At 59.1% G+C, this 24,293-nt stretch carries 22 protein-coding genes and 2 pseudogenes; 10 read left to right on the top strand and 14 right to left on the bottom strand.

Annotated features, from left to right (window positions below):
* Window positions 1–262 precede the first annotated feature (262 nt).
* From GNP00_RS23950 to GNP00_RS19965, 7 genes and pseudogenes are all read right to left on the bottom strand, one after another.
* A pseudogene (locus tag GNP00_RS23950) lies at window positions 263–457 on the bottom strand (cation transporter); the annotation flags it as partial.
* An 81-nt stretch (window positions 458–538) separates the two neighbouring features.
* A complete protein-coding gene (locus tag GNP00_RS19990) occupies window positions 539–2,716 on the bottom strand; it encodes a peptidylprolyl isomerase (RefSeq protein ID WP_011578594.1) in 2,178 nt (725 codons plus the stop codon).
* Window positions 2,717–2,718: 2 nt separating this feature from the next.
* Entirely contained in the window at window positions 2,719–3,846 is a 1,128-nt protein-coding gene (gene hflK / locus GNP00_RS19985) for an FtsH protease activity modulator HflK (protein ID WP_011578593.1), read from the bottom strand.
* Window positions 3,843–4,772 (bottom strand): protease modulator HflC, encoded by a 930-nt coding sequence (gene hflC, locus GNP00_RS19980; protein WP_246263736.1) that lies wholly within the window; start codon window positions 4,770–4,772, stop codon window positions 3,843–3,845. Before hflC ends, hflK (GNP00_RS19985) begins: the two co-directional genes overlap by 4 nt.
* A 56-nt stretch (window positions 4,773–4,828) precedes the next feature.
* The gene (gene hflK / locus GNP00_RS19975; protein ID WP_011578591.1) at window positions 4,829–6,376 is read right to left on the bottom strand and encodes an FtsH protease activity modulator HflK; all 1,548 of its coding nucleotides are present in this window, start codon (window positions 6,374–6,376) and stop codon (window positions 4,829–4,831) included.
* Window positions 6,377–6,950: 574 nt separating this feature from the next.
* Window positions 6,951–8,357, bottom strand: a complete 1,407-nt coding sequence (locus tag GNP00_RS19970) for an ATP-binding protein (protein WP_343034332.1) — start codon at window positions 8,355–8,357, stop codon at window positions 6,951–6,953.
* A 47-nt stretch (window positions 8,358–8,404) separates the two neighbouring features.
* Window positions 8,405–9,127: a response regulator gene (locus tag GNP00_RS19965; protein ID WP_083764389.1), complete on the bottom strand. Its 723-nt coding sequence runs from the start codon at window positions 9,125–9,127 to the stop codon at window positions 8,405–8,407.
* 318 nt (window positions 9,128–9,445) lie between these two features.
* On the opposite strand from GNP00_RS19965, the gene GNP00_RS19960 reads away from it, so the two are divergent.
* Window positions 9,446–10,330, top strand: a complete 885-nt coding sequence (locus tag GNP00_RS19960; protein ID WP_041544147.1) for an endonuclease/exonuclease/phosphatase family protein — start codon at window positions 9,446–9,448, stop codon at window positions 10,328–10,330.
* Window positions 10,331–10,401: 71 nt separating this feature from the next.
* Window positions 10,402–10,899: a hypothetical protein gene (locus GNP00_RS19955; RefSeq protein WP_011578587.1), complete on the top strand. Its 498-nt coding sequence runs from the start codon at window positions 10,402–10,404 to the stop codon at window positions 10,897–10,899.
* A gap of 11 nt (window positions 10,900–10,910) precedes the next feature.
* Here the strand turns inward: GNP00_RS19955 and GNP00_RS19950 are convergent, their stop codons facing one another.
* Complete coding sequence (locus GNP00_RS19950; protein ID WP_011578586.1) at window positions 10,911–12,257, bottom strand: Nramp family divalent metal transporter; 1,347 nt, start codon at window positions 12,255–12,257, stop codon at window positions 10,911–10,913.
* A gap of 149 nt (window positions 12,258–12,406) precedes the next feature.
* Window positions 12,407–12,820, bottom strand: coding sequence for a MerR family transcriptional regulator (locus tag GNP00_RS19945; protein ID WP_011578585.1), 414 nt, complete (start codon window positions 12,818–12,820; stop codon window positions 12,407–12,409).
* Between the two features lie 147 nt (window positions 12,821–12,967).
* Between GNP00_RS19945 and GNP00_RS19940 the strand changes: the two genes are divergently transcribed.
* From GNP00_RS19940 to GNP00_RS19905, 8 genes are all read left to right on the top strand, one after another.
* Window positions 12,968–13,480: a copper chaperone PCu(A)C gene (locus tag GNP00_RS19940; RefSeq protein ID WP_343034340.1), complete on the top strand. Its 513-nt coding sequence runs from the start codon at window positions 12,968–12,970 to the stop codon at window positions 13,478–13,480.
* Window positions 13,481–13,627: 147 nt separating this feature from the next.
* The gene (locus GNP00_RS19935) at window positions 13,628–14,284 is read left to right on the top strand and encodes a transglutaminase-like cysteine peptidase (protein WP_011578583.1); all 657 of its coding nucleotides are present in this window, start codon (window positions 13,628–13,630) and stop codon (window positions 14,282–14,284) included.
* 592 nt (window positions 14,285–14,876) lie between these two features.
* Window positions 14,877–15,884: a L,D-transpeptidase family protein gene (locus GNP00_RS19930; RefSeq protein ID WP_011578582.1), complete on the top strand. Its 1,008-nt coding sequence runs from the start codon at window positions 14,877–14,879 to the stop codon at window positions 15,882–15,884.
* Window positions 15,885–16,336: 452 nt separating this feature from the next.
* Entirely contained in the window at window positions 16,337–17,053 is a 717-nt protein-coding gene (locus GNP00_RS19925; RefSeq protein WP_041544142.1) for a L,D-transpeptidase family protein, read from the top strand.
* Between the two features lie 65 nt (window positions 17,054–17,118).
* A complete protein-coding gene (locus tag GNP00_RS19920) occupies window positions 17,119–17,751 on the top strand; it encodes a DsbA family protein (protein ID WP_011578580.1) in 633 nt (210 codons plus the stop codon).
* Window positions 17,752–17,761: 10 nt separating this feature from the next.
* Entirely contained in the window at window positions 17,762–18,634 is an 873-nt protein-coding gene (locus GNP00_RS19915; RefSeq protein WP_011578579.1) for a peptidylprolyl isomerase, read from the top strand.
* Window positions 18,624–19,232 carry a L,D-transpeptidase gene (locus GNP00_RS19910; protein ID WP_011578578.1) on the top strand — a complete coding sequence of 203 codons (609 nt, stop codon included), beginning with the start codon at window positions 18,624–18,626 and terminating at the stop codon, window positions 19,230–19,232. The genes GNP00_RS19915 and GNP00_RS19910 overlap by 11 nt, the downstream gene beginning before the upstream one ends.
* Before the next feature lie 17 nt (window positions 19,233–19,249).
* A complete protein-coding gene (locus tag GNP00_RS19905; RefSeq protein WP_343034333.1) occupies window positions 19,250–20,290 on the top strand; it encodes a flavin-containing monooxygenase in 1,041 nt (346 codons plus the stop codon).
* 127 nt (window positions 20,291–20,417) lie between these two features.
* On the opposite strand, the gene GNP00_RS19900 is transcribed toward GNP00_RS19905, so the two are convergent.
* The 5 genes and pseudogenes from GNP00_RS19900 to GNP00_RS19880 all read right to left on the bottom strand — a co-directional run bounded on the left by GNP00_RS19900 (window position 20,418) and on the right by GNP00_RS19880 (window position 24,292).
* Window positions 20,418–20,873: a pseudoazurin gene (locus tag GNP00_RS19900; RefSeq protein WP_041544140.1), complete on the bottom strand. Its 456-nt coding sequence runs from the start codon at window positions 20,871–20,873 to the stop codon at window positions 20,418–20,420.
* 797 nt (window positions 20,874–21,670) lie between these two features.
* Entirely contained in the window at window positions 21,671–22,414 is a 744-nt protein-coding gene (locus GNP00_RS19895) for a DsbA family protein (protein ID WP_011578575.1), read from the bottom strand.
* Window positions 22,415–22,435: 21 nt separating this feature from the next.
* Complete coding sequence (locus tag GNP00_RS19890; protein WP_011578574.1) at window positions 22,436–22,795, bottom strand: TFIIB-type zinc ribbon-containing protein; 360 nt, start codon at window positions 22,793–22,795, stop codon at window positions 22,436–22,438.
* 154 nt (window positions 22,796–22,949) lie between these two features.
* Window positions 22,950–23,367: pseudogene (locus GNP00_RS19885) on the bottom strand (manganese efflux pump MntP).
* A 304-nt stretch (window positions 23,368–23,671) separates the two neighbouring features.
* Window positions 23,672–24,292 (bottom strand): methyltransferase, encoded by a 621-nt coding sequence (locus GNP00_RS19880; protein WP_011578572.1) that lies wholly within the window; start codon window positions 24,290–24,292, stop codon window positions 23,672–23,674.
* Window position 24,293 lies beyond the last annotated feature (1 nt).

Genomic DNA, 24,293 nt, shown 5'->3' with positions numbered 1-24,293 from the left:
CGTGCTTGCCGTCCGGCCCGTGCACATGGCCGGCATGGTCATGGTCCCAATGATCGTGTCCGGCGTGATCGCGGTCATGGTCGGCATGATCGTGCTTGCCGTCGGGCCCGTGCACATGGCCGGCATGGTCATGGTCCGAATGATCTTGATCGGCATGATCGTCGTCATGGTCCGAATGGTCGGACTTTCGGTCTTGGCCGTGGGCGCGCTCCGCAGCCTTCGACCTCTTCGCCGCACCAAGGCGTGTGGCCTTATAGCCTAGCCGGTTGACCTTTTGGGCCAGTGTGTCGAGATCGAGCTTGTCTCCGTGTTCAACGCTCATGGTGCCAGCAACAACCGACACGTTCACATCTGTGACATCCGGTATTCGTCGGACCGCTTTGTCGATCTTGGCGGCGCAACTTGCGCAATCCATGCCTTCAACCCGAAAGCGGGTGCGGCGTGCTGCAGCGGTCATCTCGATGTCTCCTGTCTCGCAGGGACTACGTCATAGGACCTATAGCAGCTAGAGGGTCAAGGGGCCTTGAGAGATTCTTCGCTACTGCGATGTCGGTTGGTCGCGAGAGGCCGCGCGCATGAGATATTCTTCCAGAACCTGCGGATACAATTGCACCTTGGCTTCTTGAAGTTGCCGCCTCTGCAATTCCTCGGCCATAGAGCGATGCTGTTGGTTGGTCAGGTACTCCTCGATAAAGGGTTTTGCCTCGTCAAGAGTTAACTGCTGCGGCAAGGTTCGTTCCGTCACTTCCACGATGTAGATGCTGCCTCCCAACTCGAAAGGTTTGCCAACTTTTCCCGGCTCCATGTCTTGAATCGCTTCATGGAACGGGTGGCTCATCAGTTCGCCTAGTGGATCCCCGCTTTCGCCGATCCAATCAGGGAACTCGCCACCCTTTGAAGCTGTTTCGACATCCTCGGAATACTCTTGCGCCACCGAGGCGAAGTCCGACCCCGGGACAGCTCCGGTCAGCTTCCGATAGGCTTCGTCCGAACGTTCGCGTGCACGACTCGCGTCCGCCTCGCTCGAGCCAAGACCGATTCGGACATAACGGATTCTCGACTTCGGAGGACTCACAAGGCGATCGCGATTGTCGGAGTAGAATGCTTGAATTTGCTCGTCGCTGACTTCGATCCGGTCGTCCACCTCCTCCTGCTCCATCATTTGCCGCAGCAGACGAAGTCGCGTTTCGTCGGCAAGGGGCTTGTTTGCGACGTCGAGCAACCTGTCATAAGTGTCCGATACCAGGAGCATGCGATCAATAAGTGCGTTTGCCAAACGTTTGAGGCCCTCTGCTCCTTCGAACTGCTCGCGAAGTGACGCTTCCTCGTATTCCTTGTAGAAATCGCGAAGGCTGTAGCGCTGTCCCTTGATCGTGAAGAGCGTCTTTTCGCCGTTATCCGCGAACCATCGCTGTTCCTTTTGCGTGCGTACGGTTGTCATGATTGTCGGACGGACTTCGGCGAAGCTCTTTGCGCCTGCGGGCATGACCTCCTGAAGGCGGACGACGTAATACGATCCGCCTGCCTGAAACACGCTCGCCAGTTCCCCGGGAACCAGTGCGAAGACGTATTTGTCCCAATCGGGGTTCCTGCTGCCTTCGGGCACCTCCGCCCGGGATGAAAAACGCGCCTTCGAGAATCGCCCTGCTGTCGCCTGGAATGTTGCACCGCCTTGGATGCCTAGTAAGGCGCTGGCCGCCTCTTGTTGGGCCTTCGGGCTGAATTGTGATGCACTAAACTCCAGTTCATCAACGATGGCGCGGCGTGGCAATTTGAATCGGTCGATGTTCTGTCGGTAGTAGGTCTCAAGCTCCTTCTGGCTCGGAGCTGGTACATCCAGGAGATCGAAACTGCGAGTGATCGATGCGCTCGTTCGCAGCTTCTCTAAATAGTCTTCGACAAAAGCGGGTTCCTGCTCGGCAACCAGGGTCCGCCGTATCTCATCGCGCACCTCGGTAAAGCTACGTCCTTCATAGCGCGCTTTGTTCTTATCGTAATATTCGCGGATGCTGCTCTCGGAGATTGAGATGCGCTCGGTATGAAGCTGGTCCGCGAAGGATTCGAGATTGAGATTTTCATTTATGTGTTTGATCGCATGTTGGAAGCTCTCGTCGGCTTCCGGCTTTCGATTAGCTGCCCATCGGAGAATTAGTTGATCGGATACGAGATCTTCAACTGTCTCAAGAAGCGCTTCCTGCGACATGGGACCAGGGTTGCTGGTGGACGACGAGAGCATATTCAGGTGAGCTTCGATGTCTTCAAGGGTTATCTGTCCCCCCTCGAATGTCGCGACGACATTGGGGGCCGGAGGAGATGGGAGCGTCATGTCGGCGAAATAGTCCGACGAAAAGAAGACGAGCGCGGCGGGAATGGTCGTGATCGCGAAAATGCTCGCCACATACTGCCCCAGTGTCGGTTGCCGTGTTGGCGCAGGCTGAGCCTGATCTGAATCTGCCGTCCATTCTGTCTCCGACTGTGCGCTTTCCGTGAGCTGGCGGGCGAGCTGCTCCGAGTCATCGGGACTCGAATTCGCTGCGGCCGGATCGGTCGCAGGAGGTTTTGGCGAGGCAGTGGCAATTGGTGGACCGGGTGCGATAGTAGCCCGGCTATCAGCCGATTCTGGAGGTTCGACCGTGCGATCGCTGTCCGGTTTCGATGGCTTTCCTCTGAGGCTATCGCGAAAATCGGACCAAATCTGACGCCAACCATCTGCCATGGCTAGCGCGCTGCCTCACCGTTTGTTGGTGCGCCATTCTGAGCGCCATAAAGTCTCAGGTTGAAGCTGCCGCCTTTCGCGGTATCCAGAGCATAAACCTGCACTCGAGGCATGATCTTCTCGATGGTCTCAAGATACATCCGATATCGGGTCACATCTTCGCCGTAGGCTTCCGCGTTCTTTCGATACTCGTCCCAAAGAAGATCGAAGGCGCGTGCCGTTCCGCTTGCGCGCGCCAGAACGGCGGATCGGTAAGCGGCAGCCTGTGCCTTCAGCTGCTGTGCCTGACCTCTGGCTTCTGGGACGAGGCTGTTCGCATATCCTCGTGCCTCATTGATCAGACGGGCCTTTTCCTCGCGCGCGGTATTGACGGCTGTGAAGGCATCCGCGACGTTGGCAGGAGGGAACGCTTTCTGCAGGTCAACGCCGACGATAACGAGGCCGGTCCGATACTGATCCAGACGCGATTGCGTCTCCTCGCGGATGGCTTGTTGCAAGGACTGCCGTCCGCTGGTCAGCAATGCATCAACCGGCAGACGTGTTACCAGCCTGGTGACTGATGCCCGGAGTGCGTCTCGGACGATGCGATATGGAGCGTATTCGACGTTCAGTATGTAGTTGGCTGGCTCGCGCACCTGATACTGCACGATGACTTCCACATCGACAACGTTGGTATCGCCGGAGAGTGCCTGAAGTTTCGCCGGAGGTTCAGGATGTATGTGCTCTTCCTCGGGAGCGCTTATACCTACTTGCTCACGTCGGACACTGGTAACATCGACGATATCCACGCGATCGATCGGCCACGGTAGCCGATAGTGGAGTCCCGGTTCAACACTGGGTTGGACAATCGCGCCAAAGCGGCGCACAACCGCGGCTTCTCCAGGCGCGACCGAATAGACGCCGGTCAAAGCATAGCCGATAGCGATCAGCATCACCGCACCCGCAAGCAGAGGGCCGGGCCTTAGGTGACCGAGAGCGACCTTGAAGTCTGCAAATGCGAACCGCCCACCCTCCGCAATGGCGCGAACAAGGAGCTTCGATTTGATCGCGACGTCGCGGGCAATGTTTCCGCTGCCATCGTCCGCCGTCGACGGGGACTTTGGTGATTTTGCCACATCCTCGTCCATCATCTATCGCGCTCCGAATCCGCGGTCACGTTGCGCGATCCGACCGCAGATCCGCCAGTCGCGGTCGATGATGGAGGAAGTTTCAGAGCGTTTCGTGGATCCAGATACTGAAGCAGTTCGGAATCGGCTGGCAAAATCAACGTCGTGCCTTCATCAATGAACTTGTCGTAGGCTTCGAGCGTTCTGGAGAAGCGGTAAAAATCCTTGTCCCTGCCGAAGGAGCCCGCATAGATCGCAATCGCCTCCGCATCGGCCGTCCCTCGGATCTCGGCGGATTCGCGGCTCGCGGTGGCGAGAATCTTCGCCTTCTCTGTATCAGCTTCCGCTCGTATGCGGGCTGCTTCTTCCGCGCCTTCCGAGCGAAACTGGCGCGCGATCGCCTCACGCTCCGAGCGCATACGCTGGAAGACGCTTGTGAGGTTGGCCTCCGGGAACGTGAGCTCCTTGAGCTGGATATCTGTGACCGTGAAGCCATAAGCACCCGTGCGGGCTGCAGCCCTCTCCTTCACGGCGTTCAAGGTGTCTGGAAGGCTCGCCTGTGAGGTTTCTACTGTGACGAGATTTCCGAGCTCGACCTGTCCCAATGCCGCTCCGAGCTCAGCTTTGATAATATCGTTGAGCTGTGTGCTGGCGCCGCGCAGGCTGTTGACGTTCTTCAGAAACGCCAGCGCGTCCGTTACTTGCCAGGTGGCATAGGCCTCCACCATAATGTTCTTCTTGTCGCTACTCAGGAATTCCGTTTTCGGTAGGTTGTAGACTTGAATTTGCTTGCTGATTTTTAGAACGCTTTGAATGGGGTCGGGCGCTTTGATATAGAGACCAGGGTCACTGAGCACGCGGACGGGCCGCCCAAACTGCGTCACGATCGCGTATTCGGTGGTGTCGACCTGATAGAGGGTCAGTGTTGCTCCCAGGAAGCCAAGGCCCAAGACGCCAAGAGCGGCAATTCGAACTGGTTTCATGTCGTAATCGTCCTCGCCCGTCCCTATTGCATTGGGGGCAGCAGTTGAGCCTTGCCCGGTTGTGTTATCCAAAGATCCGTCGATTGCGGGATGATCGTCGGGTCCATCACGAATTTCTTGGCGCCAGCCAGCGATTTCTCCACGGCCTCGAGGTAGAGGCGCTGGCGGGTGATATCCGGCGCCGCCGCGTAGGCTTGTCGCCGCGATTCGAAATTCGCGGCATCTCCAGCGGATGTGGCGAGCTTTTCAGCTGCATAGGCTCGTGCAGCCTGCCGCGCGGTGTCGGCGTCGCCGCGCGCGGCCGGAAGAACCTCGTTGCGGTAGGCGAGTGCCTCGTTGACGAAGGTGTTGCGATCTTCCCGCGCGCTCGCGACGTCGCGAAATGCATCAGCCACTTCGGGTGGCGGCGCGCTTTCGAGCAATTGCACGCCGACGATCCGGATCCCCGCAGCACTCCGGTCGAGCGACGCCTGGGCAGCCTTCACGGCTTTTTCCTGTATGGCGGTCTTGTCGACCGTGAGGACAGCGTCAACCGCGTCCTCACCAACGCTCTGGCGCAGGGCTCCCACGCCGGCTTGGAGGACGAGGTCGTCCGGCGCGGATACATTGAGAACGAATGCCGAAGCGTCGCCGACTGAGAACTGAACGCTCGCCCGGACAGAGATCAGGTTCTCGTCGCCCGTCAGCATCTGGAGAGGGCCGGTCTCGATTCGTCTCAGCAGATCGAGCGCAACCACGTCGACGGTCTCGATCGGGCTTGGCCAGCGATAGTGTATTCCAGGCCCGGCCTCTTCGATCACCTTTCCGAAGCGCCTCACCACCGCCACTTCCCCGGGCTGAACCGTGTAGATGCCGGTCAAGAAATAGAGAGCTATCAAGGCGAGCGATGCGATAGGGGCATAAATGCGAAACCAGCCGCGGCTATGGAGGTGACCGTGTGCGTCCTCGGCTTCCACTTGCAGCTGCTCACGATGCCGCAGCGCAGTGATCGCAGCAGCCGCGATCTCGAATCCAGAAAGAAAGATCATGACGACGACGATGGCCGCTGCAGCCGTGTCCAGGTTCTCCAGGCCGAGAGCTGCGCCTCCCAAGCCTGCGACAACGACAATCGACGCATATATGTCGACTTGAGAGTGGTAGCCGCTGGCAATCAATGCCGGGGACTCTGTCTGGCGGCCCACATAGAGCTTGTAGCGGGCAATGACGTAGGCGACCACGACGGTAACGAGAGAGGCCAGGGTGATAGGCCCAAGGTTCCTCAAATCGGGAGGGTCGCCTGCAAGGACCTCCCCGACAATGTCCAGCCCGACATAGAAGATCGCCGCCGAAACAAGGAGCGCCACCCAATTTTCCACGGCGTGAGCCCCGTGTTGCGCGGCTGCCGCCAGCTTCGTACGGCTCAGGAATAGACCTATCAGAACGAACACGCCGATCGCGAGATCCGCGAGGGAATGAATGGCGCTGGACCGGAGCGCCAGGCTTCCGGAAGCTGCTGATAACCAGAACTTGAAAAGGATCAGAAGTCCGTTGATGAGGATCGTAACGAATACGGTGCGCTCTTTACGATCCATCGTCTGTCGACTCTCGCGAAATGGAAACAGGTTCGGCGGCCGCGACCTTCGGGGGGGAAACGGCGAGACAAAGGGGCTGGGTCAACAGCGTCGGAGAACGGCTGATGACATCTTGTAACTTGGAATCGGCGACTTTCGGTGGCGATCGGAAGTTGTCGCGGAGCCAAGCCCGATGACATCGAGATCGAAGAGATCGAGGGAGAGCATGGGCCAACTCCACCATTTTCCCAAGCCCGTACAGTCGCTTGGGGAAACTTCCGGCCGGAAGCCAAACCCGTCTTGCGCAAGGTGGGGCCAAGGAGAATGAAACCAGGACGTGTGGACTTTGTAGATAAACGGACTGGATTTCCAAGACAGTCGCTCCCCCTGTTCACAACCGAACGGAGAATCACGGTGCTGCGCTGCACATACACGACATAATTTTCAGGAGTTCGTCGCAACCTCGCCCGGACATGGCGGAATTTGTCACCACAGGACTTCTGACACATTCTGCAAAACTTTTCTGAAGCGCCGACCGTCGGCTGACGCGGAAGCGATCATTCCGGTCCGTTGGTCACCAGCGCTTTGAAGCCGGCTACTTGCGTGGCTGGCGAGATCGATGCCTTGGGGCGGCCCCGCGATTGGCGACGTTTGTCCCTACTGGCATCAGGACCCGTACGCAAAGACCGCCGGCTTCGCCGCGGTTTTCCAGTTGGATAGATCCGCCGTGCATGTCCAGAGCCATCTGGGCGATGGCCAGTCCAAGGCCCGCGCCACCGGTGTTGCGGTTCCTTGAGCTCTCAATGCGGTAGAACGGTTGGAATATGCGCTCCAACTCTTCATCCGGGACTCCGGGACCTTGATCGGTGATGCTGATATCGATCATCCCTTCCCGGACCTTGGCAACCACCTGAGCGCGCTCCCCATACTTGACCGCGTTGTCGATGAGATTGGACAACGCTCGCTTCAAAGCCAGTGGGCGGCATGCAGCGACGATTGTGCCGTAAGGCACAAAGCTGACGTCGTGCCCGATGTCCGAAAAATCGCTGCAGATCGCCTCCAACAGGGATCCGATATCCGTTGCCTGCAGTTCCTCCTGCGCGGTGCCCTCCCTGGCAAAAGCCAGCGTGGAGGCAAGCATCGCGTCCATCTCCTCGATCGCCGCGAGGATGCGATGCCGGACCTCGGAATCGCCCAAACTCTCCGCCCGAAGACGAATTGTCGTCAGCGGTGTACGCAAATCGTGGGAGATGGCCCCGAGCATTTGGGCACGCCCTTCGATCGTCTGAAGGACTCGCTTCTGCATGTTGTTGAACGCCCGGGCGGCTTCCCGGACTTCACTCGGGCCTGTCTCAGGTAAGGACGGCGCATAGACATTCCGAGCGAAAGTGGTGGCTGCGCGCGCAAACAGAGCCAGTGGGCTCGACATCTTCCTGATGGCCCACAGGGAAAGCGCCAACACGATGACCAAAAACGTCCCGGTGACCGCCAGCTGTCGCTCCCATCCAGGCGCCGAAGCCAGCGGCATCGACGTCGAGAAATTGAGCCTTTGACCCTCTGACAGCGGAACTGAGACCAGCACAGCCTGGTCGCGGTCGTGCCCATAGGCGAGGCGACTGAGCCGCGAACTCAGCCACCGGCGCCAGCTATCTGGCGCAAGCGGCGTATTGCCGGGGTTTGCGTCACTTATGTCCACCGATATCGGTTCGCCCGTGCCCTGTCGAACCTGTCGTAACAACAGGTCGGCCAGCGTGCTGCTGCTGGTACCAATAGGTTGAAGCGTGCTGTTGGTGCTGTCCTCCGTTATTCTGACGTTGAACAGGTGGCCATCGGAGGAACGAACGATCCGGTCCCTCCATTCGCTTGGAACGCCTGAAACAATATTTGTAATGGACGCAATATGCTGGGCGATATGTTGCTCTTCAGTGCGCGTCAAAGACTCAACTCGATCTTCTGACAGCACGAGCAGGGTGACGATATGCGTCGCAATAAGGCCCGTCACGAGAATGCCAACTGTCCGACCGCTCAGGCTTTTCGGGAGCAAACCGATCATCCACGAGATACGTCGGCTGCAAATACATAGCCGTCGCCCCACACAGTCTTGAGGATTTGTGGGTTTTGGGGATCCTCCTCGATCTTCCGCCGCAACCTGCTGATCCGGGTGTCAATGCTGCGATCAATGAATTCGGACTCACGGCCCCGGGTCAAATCGAGGAGTTGATCTCGCGTGAGCACGATCTGCGGCCGTTCAACGAATACTTTCAGCAGGTTAAACTCGGCAGTGCTCAAGGAAAGCAACGCATCATCTGTCGACTTCAGAGAGCGTGTCGCCGTGTCGAATGTCCAGCGGCCGAACCGCCACAAGCACGCAATTTGGCTTCGCGTTCCTGGTGGAACGGATCGCGTCCTTCTGAGGACCGCGCGAATCCGGGCCACGAGTTCCCTGCCGCCGAATGGCTTTGTCAGATAGTCGTCAGCACCCATCTCGAGACCGAGGACACGATCAAATTCGTCGCCTTTCGCGGTGAGCATGACAACCGGAATGTTTGTCGAGGCTCTGAGATCGCGACAAAGGGTGAGCCCGTCCTCTCCTGGCAACATGAGATCGAGAACGACAAGGTCGACGCTGCTTTCGATGAGCTGCCGACGCATTTGTCGTCCATCCGCTGCTGCGCTGACACGGTATCCTTCTTTGGCGAGCAGCCCGGCGACCAGGTCTCGAATATCCTGATGGTCATCAACCACCAGGATATGACCGTTCAAAACATCCACTGACACACAGGTCACTCCCGATCGCTAGCACAGGGTGAGCGACGTTTCTGGGCTTCCTGTCTCAGCCGATCGATAAGTCTCGCTCCAGCCTAGCGTACAATCTCAAGCTGCTAGAGATTCAAGAGGGATCTGACGTAGGTCGCCGCGTTAGTTTGACTCACTGGCAAGAGCGAGGAGGAGGGACTATTCGTTCATGCGTCCCGACCGTCTTGCGGCTGCAGAATGCCCGATACGCTTTCACCAAGTAGTCTACATAGGGCGGGCATCGTCGCGATGGCAGTCCTGTGCATAGGGTTTTGCGCAGCATCGTTGGGATCGATGGTTCTCGCGACAACCATATGGATACCTGATCTCGCAAACTTCCTGCGCCCGCATCTTCTGCTCACTGCGACGTGCCTGTTTGTTCTTGGCCTGGCCTTCCGCCACGTCGTCGTGGCACTTTTCGGGACACTAGCGCTGCTAAGCGGTGTGTTCCCGTTCTTTTTCCTACCACAGCCTGCTTCTTCGCAAATCGGCGCGCCGCTTACGGTGGTGACCGCCAATGTCTATGTCGATAACCCCGATCCGGCGGACTTTCTCTCACTTCCATCAATCGCGGCCGCCGACATCCTGGTGCTCCAGGAGATGACGCCGCGATGGCAGGACGCGTTGGCAGCCAGCGGCATCTGGCCATTCGAAAGCAGTCGCGACCTGCACGCCAACACGGACATGAAGCTGTTCAGCCGATTTCCGATCCTGACCGCGAGAACCGTTTCTCCCGATAGCGCCGACACGGGCGGTAGGTTTGCCGTCCGTTATGAACTACTTGTGGGAGCCAGGACCCTCATCGTCTATGCGGTTCATCCGCAGACGCCGAGAAGTCCACGCATGTGGCGCGAGCGGTCGGCCTATCTGCGTGATCTTGCACAGGCGCTCAGGTCGGAACCGCACGACACCCCCGTTGTCGTCGCGGGAGACTGGAACACCGCCTCGTGGTCTCCCTTCTTCAAAGACCTGTTGTCCTCCACGGGTTACAGGACGACTGAATCCCGATGGTGGCCCCTGCCGACTCGATTCAGCATAAGGTTCGGATCGTGGACGCAGCTCGGGACACCAATCGATCGCATCGTGCTGACGCCTGCGGTGGGATTGGACAGCTTGGCGATGGGGCCAAAATTCGGCTCAAATCACCTTCCAGTCATTGCGAGGCTCACACTTCCATAGGACAGGCCCATCGATCCCAATTTCAGGCACGGTGACCGGATGCATCAAGACGCGCGGATCGGAAGGCGAGCATGCGGCTAGGGCAGACAATCGGCGCTTTGCTTGCGGCATCGTTTGCCGGCGTTCTACAGGCTTTGGCAGAAGCGCCGACGGGCGTGTTCCTGTGGTTCCCAGAGCAAGGAGCAGTACCCTCCTCAGCGGACTGTGATGCGCTCGTGCGGCGCATCAGGCCATCCCGTGAGAAGGCCGACGCCTTGCTTTGGGGACGAGCGCCGTTCGGTTCGGACATGGAATACTATCTGTTCCTGGATCAAAGGAGGATGGAGACGACCTACGCCGCGGAGGGCGACTACGATACAGGATCGATCCGTTTCGGCCAGACCCGCGGGGACAAAACCGCCTTCGAGCTCATCCCCGATGACCATCCGACGGTGACGATTGCCGGGAATATCATCGCGCCTGCGGGCAGCTCGGTCGTCAATGTCATTCTGCACAACGTTCCTTCATTCAATGGCACCGCCGACAGGGTGACCTATTTCTGCCGGTTCGAAGACGACACGGAGGCGTGAGGACGCCGGGATCAAGCCGGGGGCGCAAGAAAGTCGAAGAGCAGCGTGACGTTCAGGGCAGCGATGGCAAAGGCGATGAAGAAGGCGACGGCGACCAGCGCACGGGGCGCCACCAGTTCACCCATCTTTTTCCGGTCGGCAGTGAACATCACCAGCGGAAATACCGCGAAAGACAGCTGAAGGCTGAGGATCACCTGGGTCAAGATCAGGAGCTGGGCGGTGCCGCTCTCTCCGTACCAGATGGTGATCGCCGCGGCCGGAATGATGGCGATCGCCCGCGTGATGAGCCGGCGGAGCCAGGGTGGTAGCTTGATATCGAGGAAGCCTTCCATGACGATCTGTCCCGCCAGGGTCGCCGTCACCGTCGAGTTTATGCCACAGCAAAGGAGTGCGATCCCGAACAAGGTCGGCGCGATGGCCGCGCCGAGCATCGGAGCCAGCAAGCTGTGGGCTTCGCCCAATTCGGCGATTTCCGTCCTTCCGGTCGTGTTGAACGTGGCTGCGGCAAGGATGAGGATCGACGCATTCACACAGAGTGCGAACATGAGTGCGACCGTGGAGTCGATCGTGGCGAACTTCAGCGCTTCGCGCTTCTCCGGCAGGCTGTCGCCATAATTCCTCGTCTGGACGATCCCGGAGTGGAGATAGAGGTTATGCGGCATCACCGTCGCGCCGAGGATGCCCAGGGCGAGGTAGAGCATTTCGGGATTGGTGACGATCTCGGTGGTCGGGGCGAAACCGCGGATGACGTCGCCCCAGTTCGGATCCGCCAGGACAATCTGAAGCACGAAGCAGACGGCGATTACGGCGAGCAGCGCGATCACCAGTGCTTCGACCCACCGGAAGCCGAGCCTTTGCAGATAAAGGATGAGGAAGACGTCAAGCGCGGTGATCACGACGCCAATTTCCAGCGGAATGCCAAAGAGCAGGTTCAGGCCGATGGCCGTTCCGATGACCTCGGCGATGTCGGTCGCGATGATCGCGATCTCGGCCAGCACCCACAGGGTACGCGACACGGATTTTGGATAGGCATCCTTGCAAGCCTGCGCCAGGTCCCTACCGGACGCGATGGCGAGCCGCGCGCAAAGGGATTGGAGGATGATCGCCATGATGTTGGAGATCAGGGCCACCACGAGCAGGGTGTATCCGAAGCGAGAGCCGCCTGCGATCGACGTCGCCCAGTTGCCGGGGTCCATATAGCCGACGGCGACAAGATAGCCTGGACCGATGAAGGCGGCGGCCCGGCGCCAGGACGAGTGCATGCCCTGCACGGGCACTGACCGGTGCACATCGGACATTGAAGGGGCACTCGACCTGCCCTTCCAGCCGTTGGCGACGTCCGACGTCGAATCGGTCATATTGATCTCATGTCTTGCAGTTGCGACTTATTTGCATTTAAGGCTAGGAAGGCGCCTTTTTGCAAGAGGCGCAGACCGGCGTCGCGCTGCCGTTTCAAGATCTCCAGGAGATCGCGCGAAAAGCCGAGGTTTGGTTTCTCGCTAAGGCGCTAGTGTTCGCTCACGCACATGTCGTGGTTGGCGAGAGACCGCAGGACGTAGCAGTGTTTGACTTGGTCGTCGTGGTTGCGGGACGTCATTCGATCGAGTTCCTTCTCGAGAAGACGGAGCTTGGCGATCTTGTTGCGAACGGACTGAAGCTGCCGAACGGCGATTTCATCAGCATCCACGCAAGGACGGTCAGGATGGGCGCTCAGTTCCAGGAGCTCCCGAATGGCTTCGATTGTAAACCCCAGATCCCGAGCATGCTTGATAAACGACAGGCGCTCTCGATCATGGGATTCATATCGCCGCTGGTTGCCCCCGGAGCGTTCGGCAGCAGCCATCAATCCCATCTGTTCGTAGTACCGTATCGTAGGAATTTTGACGCCGGTTGCCCGCGACAGGTCTCCAATCGTCAGCATGTGTTCCTCCAGTATCTATAGCTATTATGGCTTAGGATTTCTCCCTGCAAACGCGTTCAATTGCCGCATTGTCCGGCAGCATTGATCACAGGTTTGCCCAGATTGTGCTCAACCAAAGGGCAGGCACTGGAGAGGGGACAATTGCTTGTGAACAGAGCACTTTTGAGAGCGGCGCTGGCAATCTTCGTCTTGGCCACGCAGGTGGAGGCATCCGACGGTGTACAAGATCATGGCAAGCCGCCGCCGATTTTGACGGTCGAGCACGCGGAGATTTTGGTGGCAGACAACGAGGACGTCGGCGCTGAAGGCTATCTCACAATCTGGAATGGCACCAATCAGCAGATAAGCCTGGAGGCGATCCGAAGCGATGCATTCGGCAAGATCTCCATCTTGCGAACCGAGATGAGTTCGGGCCAGACCAGCACCGGGCCCGTGGAAGGAATTGTTCCTGTGCCGGGACACGCCGAATTGACGATGCGCCCTAGCGGCATTCGCTTGCTCCTGCAGGATCCCCTGCCCCGAAATGACAGGTTGGCTGACAGCCGCTTTACGCTGGTCTTCGAAGGCGGCCAGAAACTGGAGGTTACCGCCGATGTCGTCCAATCTCGCGATCAGTTGACGGTACATCATCACGGCCAGGGCGACGTCGCCATTGACTGATCGCGTGTGCGTTGCCCATCGGTGAATCAAACGTTGAAGCGGGGCATAAAATTCTCCGATAGTTCTCCCTTAATTTAACTCGCTGATTTTCCGTCGTTTTGAGGCTTATCTTGTATCTGTTTCCCAACACTACGGGGAGACGGTTCAATGATACGCTTTATTGTCTGCGCCCTGGCGCTCGGGATGTCCTGCGTCGTAGCTTCGGCCAACGCCTTTCACTTCAACCCGACCCAACCCACCAATGCGCGCAATATGCTCACGTACGGCGCGACAACCATGCCGGTGGGATACTACGAATATTGCCGTCGCTACCGAAAGGAGTGCGCGCGCGGACCAGAGGGGATGATGATCAAGCTTACCGAGCCTCGGTGGCGCGAAATCGTCTCGGTCAACGCTGACGTCAATGCCGCGGTTGCGCCGTTGACCGATATGGAGATTTTCGGAGTCGAGGAGCGATGGGAGTACCCGACGACAGTGGGGGACTGCGAGGACTACGCCCTTGAGAAACGCAAGCGCCTGAACGAGATGGGCTATCCCTTGGGAGCCCTCTTGTTGACGGTCGCCCGTGATGCCAAGGGCGGTGGGCACGCCGTGCTGACGTTAGTCACGGACCTCGGCGACTTCATCCTGGACAATCTGGAGCAGAAGGTCCTCCTGTGGAAGGACACGGAAATCTACTATCTGAAGCGTCAGTCAGGAGATGACCTGAATCGCTGGGTCAGCCTGGTGAATGAGGAAGACCTTCTAATCTCGTCGGGCAGGAGCCAAGCGCCTTCCACAGCGGCGGCGAGCGTCAAAAGATAGACAGCGGTCCCGCCGTACAGCATCTCAATGGTGTTGTGCCCGAGCCCGACGCACACCATCCCGAACAAGGTGGCTAATGGTAGGTAGGCTATCGGTGCGACCAACGCAAAGCAGGCCAAGCGCAAAATCATCGAGAGATGGACCGAGCTGGACTTAGGTCGGTCCACTTTCTCACCGACAAGGGCGATCGGCCACTCAAGCGTGGGTGATTGGACCGTTATCCAGTTCGGAGGATGATTGAGTTTCATTCGTCTCAGTCCGGACGTGGCTGAAACTTATCCAGTACACGGCAACGACGAAGGCCAACAGGAGCCCGCAGATCACCCAATTCATGCGTCGTCTGCGCCGTGCGAGTGTCTTGGACTCTTCGAGGGTGAGGTGTTCCGATCCTTCTGGCATGGGCGTGGCGGGGTCTTTCTCAGGGCACTTTGTCCTGCCCTTACCTAGTTGGTCTTCGGCACAGCAGCATAGTCTGTTTGCTGCGGTTCTTTGACGCTCGCGAATTTGTGGGCGGAAACGTCATCTTAACTATGATACTCGAACTTTCGGACAAGCCGCCGGAAGGGGTGGGCGCCGACACACATGGTTCTGGATGATACTCACGGCCGTCAAGATGGGGGGAATTGCAGCACTTGCGCTCTTTTTGAGCGCATGTGTTTCCACTGTTCTCGACGTTGACGGGAAGGCAACTCGGCCGATCCCCGCCGCCCTCGTGGCGGATATGTCGCGCAAATCCATGTCTCCCTCGGCGCCTGTCCTCGTCCGGATCTTCAAACAAGAAAGCGAGCTGGAGGTCTGGAAGCGCGACCGCAGCGGCAAGTTCGCCCTGCTCAAGACCTACCCGATGTGCCGCTGGTCCGGAAAGCTCGGCCCCAAAAAGCAGAATGGCGATCGTCAGGCTCCCGAGGGCTTCTACCATGTGTCCGCCCGGATGCTGAACCCCAACTCTCAATACTACCTGTCGTTCAACCTCGGCTATCCGAACAGGCTGGAAGCGGCTCTCGGCTACACGGGAGAGGCGCTTATGGTCCATGGCGCCTGCTCGTCGTCCGGGTGTTTCGCACTAACGGACGAAGGCGTTGCCGAAATCTATGCCGTCGCGCGCGAGGCCCTGAAGGGCGGCCAAGGGTCGTTCCAGGTCCAGGCGTTTCCGTTCCGGATGACGCCTCAGAACATGGCGAAGAATCGGAACGACCCGAACTTTGCATTCTGGTCGGACCTGAAGCTGGGCTACGACATTTTCGAGGTCACACGCCGGCAACCGAAGGTTTCCTATTGCGAAGGACGCTACGTCTTCGACAGGGAGTTCGAAGGTGGAGAGCCACGGGATCCTTTGGCGTCATGTCCGCCAGCACTGAACGCTGCTGATCCGTTGGTCGCCGGACGGCAGCAATCCGATCGCGTCGCTATGGACGATCTTCTTTCGACCGGCAGCGTGCTTTCGGCACATGCCTATGCCGACGGAGGCATGCATCCGAGCTTCCGCAAGTTGCTGGAACGCGGCGGGCAGTCCGCTCTCGCCAAGCGGACCTCGCTGACATCAGTGCCGATCAGCCGTCCCGACGCTGCACTGGCCGACCCTCACTCGCCAGATGAGTGACGCGATGGGACGGACACTGCTCGCTCTCCTGATGCTATGTTTCGTCAGCCTTCATGCTGCGCTGCCGACGGCTACGGCCGGCGAGCAATCCGTCACGATCGTGTCGCTAGTCGCGGGGGATGCAGTGGAGGGCAGCGATGACGCCGCCGCACCTGTTTCGCCCGACGCGGCAGCGAAGTGCCACGACGGGTGCAGCTGGCTTGCGGAGTGGCATGTACCTGCCGTCGGTGGAGTACCTCAATCGCTTCCTGAGAGGCGCACGCGAGCGATCCCTCCCGGCCTCATCTCCTTAGATTCCCCACCGCCCCGATAACGTCTCGAAGCTAGAGCGCGCGAGCGTTGCGCCGAGCTGGACATGCGCCAGAGCCTACAGCGTGATGCGCGTTCCTTGCCTTTCGGCTTCGCTTGCCCAGCAAGCGCTGGATTTTCGATGACCTATTGCGAGCGGAACAGTGACCTCAAAAGACCTTCGAACGACTCCATCCCGGCGACAATTTCTAAGCTTGGCTGCTGCGGCCGCCGGCGGACTGGCCTTGCCCGCCTGCTCGACTACGGGGGACCCGGCTGCGGTACCGGCATCGGAAAAGCCTGCCAGCGACCCATCCTATGTCTCGATGTACCGGGCGATGCCGGAGGAAGATTTCCCGATACCGGCGGTCGACCTCACCAAGGTCGACAAGCGCTTCTACAGGCAGCTTGTCGACGATCCTACCGGTGAGCGACCCGGCACGGTCGTTGTCGATACGAGATCCTACTTTCTGTACCTCGTCCGGCCAGGCGGCAAGGCAATGCGGTATGGGGTGGGGCTCGGGCGGCAGGGATTCACCTGGTCCGGCGATGGTGTCATCCAATGGAAGCAGAGGTGGCCGAAATGGACGCCGCCGGCGGAAATGATTGCCCGGCAGCCCGAGCTTGAAAAGTGGAGCGCGGACAATGGGGGCCAGCCACCCGGACTCAACAACCCGCTCGGGGCGAGAGCCCTATACATTTTCCAGAACGGTGAAGACACGCTCTATCGTCTTCACGGCACGCCCGAATACTGGACCATCGGCAAGGCCGTTTCCAGCGGCTGTGTCCGGTTGATGAACCAGGACATCATCGACTTGTACGACCGCGTCGCAACGCCGACCCCCATCATCGTGCGGGGTGGTACCCGCGCATTTGTATGAAAAACGCCCCTTGCTTCTCAAGGGGCTAGAGCTTGCACAACCCTGTCCTCGCGAAAGGACCCAAGATGAAACGTCGCAATTTGATTTTCGGCATGGCTGCCGTCGGTATGTCTGCCACATATCCAGCCCTGCTTTCGGCCCAGCCAACGCCGGAGGCCCTGCTGGCGCCGGGACCGCTGCCGGAGAAGAGTTTCGGGCCTGACGACGCAACCGTCACCATCATCGAATACGCGTCACTGACCTGCCCCCATTGCCGCACCTTTCATGTAAATGTGTGGCCCGAGCTCAAGAAAAAGTATGTCGATACGGGTCAGGTCCGCTTCGTCATGCGGGAGTTTCCCTTTGATCCGCGGGCCTCGGCCGGCTTCATGCTTGCGCGGTGCGTCAGCGACGACAAATGGTACCCCACCATCGACCTGCTCTATCGAACCCAGGACAATTGGGCGCGGGTATCAGACGGCACGGCCGCGCTCAAATCCGTCATGGGCATGACCGGGATGGGCACCGCCGACTTCGAGAAATGCCTTCAAGACCAGGCTCTGCTCGAGAAAGTCACAGCCGTCGCCGAGGGGGGCCGATCCTTCGGCGTCGATTCCACGCCCACTTTCTTCATCAACGGCCAGATGCAAAAGGGCGCGCTTAGCATCGAGCGCTTCAGCGAGATCATCGATCCGTTGGTAGCCGCCGCCAAGCAATAGGGAGGTTCTCATGATGGGCTGGACCAAGAACAGGTACCGGGAGAGCGGCATTCTGATCACGACGATCGTTTCGCTGTCGCTGTTGCTCGGCTCGGTCGCCGGGGCGCAGGACGCGAGTGTTGTCGGCCGCGTCGACGGCCAGGACATCACTGCCGATGATCTTGCCATTGCCGAGCAGATGTATTCCCAGCAGCTCGGACAGATGCCCGAAGATGCGAGGCGCTCGATGCTGGTGGACGCCCTGATCGAGCTCAGGATTGTCGCCGAGGCCGCGCGCAAGGCCAACGTCGCCGACCAGGAAGCCTACAAGCGGCAACTGGCCTTCTTCGAGGCGCAGAGTTTGCGCTCGCTCTTCCTCGAGCAGCGCGTCGCGGCGGCGGTGACGGACGAGGCGGTGAAGGCGGCCTATGACGAAAGGGTTGGGAAAATCCCGCCCGTTCTTGAGCGCCGACTTCGTCATATATTGCTTCGAAGCGAGAGCGATGCCGTCGAGGTCATTGAGGCACTGAAGGGGGGCAAGGCCTTCGCGGAGCTGGCGCAGGAACGCTCTGCCGACGAGGTCTCCAAGGTCAAGGGCGGAGACCTCGGCTTCGTGGCGGAAGGCCAGGTCGTGCCGGAGGTCGACGCGGCGGCGGCGAAACTACAGCCCGGAGAATTCACGCAGTCGCCCGTTGCGAGCGCCTTCGGCTTCCACGTCGTTCTGGTCGAGGAGACACGCAACCGGCCTCCCCCAGCTTTCGAGGCCGTCGCACCGCAGATTCGGCAAGCCCTCGAAGCCACGGAGGAAAGACGGATCATTTCCGAGCTTCGGGCGGCCGCGAAGGTGGAGAAGCTTGTTCCGGATGTCGCGCCGCCAGAGGGAGACGATGGCCATGAGCATTAATTCCGAGGAAATTGGAAGCGACTGCTCGCCTCTCGGGATTGGTCGACGGACTTTTTTCCTTGGCATGTTCACCTTGCTGGCGGCACCCGGGCAGGCCCTGGCGAACGGGGCGCAGCGCAACTTCGTGCTCGAGGAGCGCTTCCTTCCGCAGGTCGTAAGGACACCCTATGACTATCTGGCCGGAACGATCATCGTGGTTCCGCGCGAGCGATTTCTCTATCTGGTCGACGGTGCGGGCTTTGCGCGTCGCTATGGCATCGGTGTCGGCAAGGCAGGCCTGGCGTTTTCGGGTTCGGCGATCATCGGCAGGAAGGCAAAATGGCCGTCATGGCGTCCGACCGACAATATGATCCGCCGCGATCCCAAGAAATATGCCCGTTATGCTGGCGGCGTGCCAGGGGGGCCAAACAACCCATTGGGGTCACGGGCTCTCTACCTCTATCGTAACGGCCGCGACACGCTCTACCGTATTCACGGAACGACCGAGCCTTGGACCATCGGCAAGGCTGTTTCCAACGGCTGCGTCAGGATGGTGAACGAGCATGTTGAGGATCTTTACGAGCGTGTGCCCGTAGGAGCCCAAGTCGTCGTTGTCTGATGGAAAGACCTGTCTTAGTGATCGGAGCCGGACAGGCGGGGCTCGCAGCCGGGTATCACCTGAAGAATGCCCGTGTGCCGTTTGTCATCGTCGACAGTCATCGTCGGGTGGGAGACAACTGGCGGGTGCGCTACGACTCGCTCACTCTGTTCACGCCACGCCAGTTCAGCGCCCTACCGGGACTAGACCTGGCGGGCAACCGGGAACTTTATGCGACCCGCGACGAGTTCGCCGACTATCTTGAAGTATATGCTACACGCTTCCGGCTGCCGATCCAGCTTGGTCGACGTCTGATCCGCCTCTCGAAGGCTGGAGACGGTGGATTTGAAGCTGCGTTGGACGATGGATCGCATATCAGTGCCAGCGAGGTGATCGTCGCGACCGGAGCGTTCCAGGTCGCGCTTGTGCCGAAGCTTGCGGCGCAGTTCGGACACGAGGTGCTGCAGCTAACCACCGAAACCTACCGCAATCCGAACCAGCTGCCCGACGGTCCGGTCCTGGTGGTCGGAGATGGAGCAAGCGGGCGGGATATCGCTGTGGAAGTGCGACAAAGGCAGCCCGCCATGCTGGCGACGGGCAAGCCTCGCAAGCTCTTTCCCGAGCGAGTGCTTGGCAAGTCCATCTGGTGGTGGCTCAACCTGTTTGGCGTACTGAGAGCCCCCGCGGAGTCGCGGATTGGCAGAAAGCTTAGACAATCCGATGCGTTTCCTGACCGTGACCGGAGCATCGAGAGCCTGGCGAAGCGCGGCATCCGGGTGCTGCCACGTCTCATTGAAGCAAGCGGTGAAGCGGCCCGGTTTGCCGACGGCACGTCGGCGAACATCCGGACGGTTATATGGGCGGTCGGCTATCGGGACGACGCAACCTGGCTCGATATCGAAGACGCGAAGGGGCCTGATGGAGCATTCCTGCACGAAGCCGGTATCTCGCCGGTGAAAGGCATCTACTTTGTCGGGCGGCCATGGCAACGCAATCGAGCATCGGCGCTGATCATGGGAGCCGGGCCGGACGGCGAGATTGTTGTCCAGCGATTGTTGTCGGACAGAGCGAAGCCATAGTCGTCAAGCGTCGAAACATCGTAGTCAAGGGGTTTCGACGCTTTTTTTCCCAGAGATGGCAGCATGCAATTCGTCACCGGATGATCGTCTGCTGCCATCCAAAGTTGCTGGCGCAATCCGGAATGGATCAAGCTGCGGCAACTTCAGCAAGCAGCTCGTCGAACAGCTTTTTTGCTTTTGGCGGATGCTTGACTGCCCTGGCTTCATCCAGGTTGCTTGGCGTCCCTACGGCGATAAGCATCACCATCCCCATTCCGTAGTGCGGGACACATTTTACGTCATAGACGCCTTCCTTCTCGACGGTGACGGTGATCTGTTCATTCAGCTTGCCTTTGAACGGGAGCGCATTTTCCGGCAGCATCCCTTTTATGCTCTCGGCGTTGTGGGACTTGTCGGTTGGAAAGAAGGTTATGGTATCGCCGGGGGAAGCAGCCACGAAGTCCCGCTCGTACACCATTGCGCCCTTCTTTCCTTTGTTCAGCATCTGGACCTTATGGTTGACACCGGTCTGTGCTCGCGCGGGCAGTGCCGCCAGGGCTGCAAAAGCCGTTGTGCCGGCCAGCATCTCGCGTCTCGTGAACATATCGAGCTCCTTGCTCTTTCTATTGACGGGAAACCCGTTCCCCTTCCCAACACATCGCGGCCGGGTTCTGCTTCCGGATGAGAGCTGTATGGCGTGGGCGTCTGCCACCACATGCGGTTCGGACGCTGATGTCACCTTCGGATCAACCCGCGTATGTGAAATCCGATAGACCGACGCCGGCGGCAGGTTCCACATGACGGTCCCAAGCAAACTCGCTTCCAGGCCCAGCCTCTCAAGTATGGCGTGCGCAACGGGGCACCGAGCGCCATAGGTGAATTGATAGAGATTGCCGCGGGGCCCGAGCCTGCGCGCCACGCCCTCGACGATGCGAAATACCGTGCGGGGGGCATCGAAAGGAGTGGCAACTCGCTGATAACCGCACCGTATGCGACATCTCTCCCGACGCCCGCCCCTGACAAGCGAGCCGCACTGCCCTGGACGATTCGAGCGCCCGGAAACCGGCGCAAGAGCAAGTAGGCAAATCTCTCGTCCAGTTCGACCAGAGTGTTGCGGTCGATTGCCTTTGTCATCAAGTGGGCCAGAGACGTACTTGAGGGGAGCACCGCCCCTACCCTCAGGGGGTCGGCGAGCCACTGGCGTAGGAATGTCAAACGCTGCGGCATCTGAGACATCCAGCGCCAACCTTTCTTGCCAAGCGATGTGGCATGGCGTGCCGGTTGCCACTGATCGTCGGGTGCGACAGTGAGGCTGGGTTGGCGAGATGCTTCAATCCACGGTACCGAAATCGGATACTAGATTTGCCGTCCAAAGAGGCAGAGGATTGGTCTTCGGAGAGCTCATTTCTGGCGGACCGCTTCGATTGCATCGGCAAGCGGTTCCTTTCCAACGGCGCCCTCGATGATTTGATCTCCTACGACGAACGAAGGCGTCCCTGTCAGGCCGAGCCGCTGAGCCAGAGCGAGGTTTGCCGCGATGATGGCCTCGATCGCTGGTGTAGCCATTTCTTCAGACAGCTTCTTGCGGTCGAGTCCCATCTCTTCGGTCAGGTCCAATGCCCGGCTAGCGTTTATCTGTCCTTGCATTTCCATCAATCTGACATGGAAATCACGCGCAGCGGCGTCGCCAGCAACGCGCTTCACGGACAGGGCCACTTTCGCGGCCTCGACCGAGCCCGGCCCAAGAATGGGAAAATCCTTCAAGACGATCCGCAACTTGGGATCCTCGGCGACAAGTGCCTTGACGTCAGGCGCCGCCCGCTTGCAATAGCCGCAGTTGAAGTCGAAGAATTCAACAAGCGTAGCATCCCCGTCCGGATTTCCCAAGATGACATCGTCGCTCGATCGGAGTAACGCATCAGTTGCGGTCGCTATCGCTTGCGACCTGACCTCGGCCTGAGCTGTTTGGTTCCGCTTCTCAAGCTCCGTAAGTGCTTCCTCGATGATCTCCGGGTTTTGCATGATGTATTCGCGGACGATCTTCTCGACCTCCGCGCGATCGATCGATTGGGCATAGGTCGGCGAGGCCGTTGTCAACACGGAAATGGCGTACCACCCTAGCCGACCAATGCGCGCAGCCTTCATGGTTCCGCTCCTGGTGGGGTGTCAGTCGAACAATCGGCTGAGGAACGAACCGTGCCTTCGACCATGGTGTCCGCCATGACGATCATGGTCGCTATAGTCGCGGCGGTGATCTTCGCGGCAGTCATTCGATGTATTGCGTGAGGACGCTTGCGCACGGCCGCGACCGGCTTGTCCCTGGGCGTACTGGGCCTCTTCCGCCGCGCTCCGTTCGATTATCTTGTCGAGTTCGCCGCGATCCAGCCACACGCCGCGACATTTCGGGCAGTAGTCGATTTCGATACCCTGACGCTCGCTCATAACGAGGTCGACCCTGCAATGTGGACAAAGAGCCCCGGTGGCTTTGTCGCCTGGTCCTAGCGAGTTGAGAAGCGTTCCTGACATCGCGATATCCAACCTATTTGAGTGCACCAAAGCACCCCGCTAACGGAAAGGTAGGACCTCGATCAGGCTGAGGTTCAAGTGTTCAAATGTCGCAGCTCCCTTTTGGAAAGCGACGCCGCTAAACTGTTGCGCGGCCACGATTTCAAGCGTCTTTTCACATCGGCGACAGGTGTTCGAGCAGGATCATCGTCCCCAAGCCGCAAAGTGCAAGACCTGCAATCAGTTCGGCTAGCCTGCCGAGGCGATGGCCAACCAGCCTCCCGACAAGCATGCCGCCCGAGGACATTACGAAGGTGGCAAGCCCTATTGCTACCGCCACGATGACGATGTTGACCTGAAGAAACGCGAGAGAGATAGCCACTGCCATGGCGTCGATGCTGGTTCCGACCGCCGTCGCCATCAGGGCGGCGAGCGATCTTCCCTTGGGCGGGTTATCCATGCCGAAGATCAAACCTGTCCGTAACGCATTCTCTCAGGGGCGGCGAGCCGATGGCGGCCCCTCGTCCGACAGAGACTGCAAAGGCATCGATCGACATGCTCAGGGCGAGCACGGCAATGGTGTAGGGCGACATTGGATAGCGATCCCGACGGACATCTACCGGGGCGCCAACCCCTGCTCGTCCGCATAGGAGCAGTGGCGCCACAGTCTTGTCGGGCCGTTGAATCGGCTGACCGCGCCATGCGCATGTGCACAAGCCTGTTGACACGGTCCCGCGCGGGCGCGGTGACTACTCCCTGATTGGCCGGGAGATAGGAACGCGGATCCAAAAAGTCAGATTAATTCAGCTAGATGAGCACTTGATACTCATTTGCATCTGGCCAGGCTTCGCGTGAAGCGTGGCGTCGCCGACACAGCACTAAGCGGAGCGGGCCAGCCTACAATGGGAGTTGCCAGCCAGAGATCACCGCCGCTTGGCGCAGTTCTTCAAGCACTTCAATTCCGACGATGGCGACAAGGAACCACATGACTTCCGTCAACGACCGTACAAATGCCCGAGAATGAACAACGACGGTGTCTTCGCTTTCCGGCAAATCGAGGCGAGGAAAGAAGCGAGGAACTCTCGCCATGTATAGCAGGTAATCCGGCCCAAAGAGGGACAGCAACCGCTTTTCCTCATTCCTGATTACCGGTCGATAGTAAACCAGGAATGCGACCGCGCTTATGATCATCAAGACAATGTTCTGAGCCGCAAGGCACACGCCGACGAGCCCGAGAAAGGAGAAGAAATAGAGAGGATTGCGGGTAAGGGAATACGGACCGCTTTGGCAGAGATCCAGATCCTTCCGACTTCCAATATACAGAGTGCACCAGAGCCTTCCCAGAACGGCAGCAAACACCAGAAAGAATCCGAGAAACTCAATCAGGCTGTAGCCCAGCGTTTCAAAGCCTTCTGGCTGCGTTGCGAACAGCATCGCCAGCCAAGCTGGTGCCAAAAGCCACGTTACAAAAGTCCTCTTGCGCTCGACTAGGGATTTCGTACCAATAGTTCCTAACACT

Source organism: Chelativorans multitrophicus (assembly GCF_011317445.1).
Taxonomy (GTDB): domain Bacteria; phylum Pseudomonadota; class Alphaproteobacteria; order Rhizobiales; family Rhizobiaceae; genus Chelativorans; species Chelativorans multitrophicus.
This window is presented reverse-complemented; position numbering and strand designations above follow the sequence as displayed.

What these genes read in the sequence shown, in the direction of transcription:
- GNP00_RS19945 (WP_011578585.1), bottom strand. Translation starts at nt 12,820, where the DNA reads ATGCTGACGATTGGAGACCTGTCGCGGGCAACCGGCGTCAAAATTCCT.
- hflK (WP_011578593.1), bottom strand. Translation starts at nt 3,846, where the DNA reads ATGATGGACGAGGATGTGGCAAAATCACCAAAGTCCCCGTCGACGGCG.
- GNP00_RS19935 (WP_011578583.1), top strand. Translation starts at nt 13,628, where the DNA reads ATGATACGCTTTATTGTCTGCGCCCTGGCGCTCGGGATGTCCTGCGTC.
- GNP00_RS19920 (WP_011578580.1), top strand. Translation starts at nt 17,119, where the DNA reads ATGAAACGTCGCAATTTGATTTTCGGCATGGCTGCCGTCGGTATGTCT.
- GNP00_RS19930 (WP_011578582.1), top strand. Translation starts at nt 14,877, where the DNA reads ATGATACTCACGGCCGTCAAGATGGGGGGAATTGCAGCACTTGCGCTC.
- hflK (WP_011578591.1), bottom strand. Translation starts at nt 6,376, where the DNA reads ATGGATCGTAAAGAGCGCACCGTATTCGTTACGATCCTCATCAACGGA.
- GNP00_RS19960 (WP_041544147.1), top strand. Translation starts at nt 9,446, where the DNA reads ATGGTTCTCGCGACAACCATATGGATACCTGATCTCGCAAACTTCCTG.
- GNP00_RS19915 (WP_011578579.1), top strand. Translation starts at nt 17,762, where the DNA reads ATGATGGGCTGGACCAAGAACAGGTACCGGGAGAGCGGCATTCTGATC.
- GNP00_RS19900 (WP_041544140.1), bottom strand. Translation starts at nt 20,873, where the DNA reads ATGTTCACGAGACGCGAGATGCTGGCCGGCACAACGGCTTTTGCAGCC.
- GNP00_RS19895 (WP_011578575.1), bottom strand. Translation starts at nt 22,414, where the DNA reads ATGAAGGCTGCGCGCATTGGTCGGCTAGGGTGGTACGCCATTTCCGTG.
- GNP00_RS19990 (WP_011578594.1), bottom strand. Translation starts at nt 2,716, where the DNA reads ATGGCAGATGGTTGGCGTCAGATTTGGTCCGATTTTCGCGATAGCCTC.
- GNP00_RS19910 (WP_011578578.1), top strand. Translation starts at nt 18,624, where the DNA reads ATGAGCATTAATTCCGAGGAAATTGGAAGCGACTGCTCGCCTCTCGGG.
- GNP00_RS19955 (WP_011578587.1), top strand. Translation starts at nt 10,402, where the DNA reads ATGCGGCTAGGGCAGACAATCGGCGCTTTGCTTGCGGCATCGTTTGCC.
- GNP00_RS19890 (WP_011578574.1), bottom strand. Translation starts at nt 22,795, where the DNA reads ATGTCAGGAACGCTTCTCAACTCGCTAGGACCAGGCGACAAAGCCACC.
- GNP00_RS19950 (WP_011578586.1), bottom strand. Translation starts at nt 12,257, where the DNA reads ATGACCGATTCGACGTCGGACGTCGCCAACGGCTGGAAGGGCAGGTCG.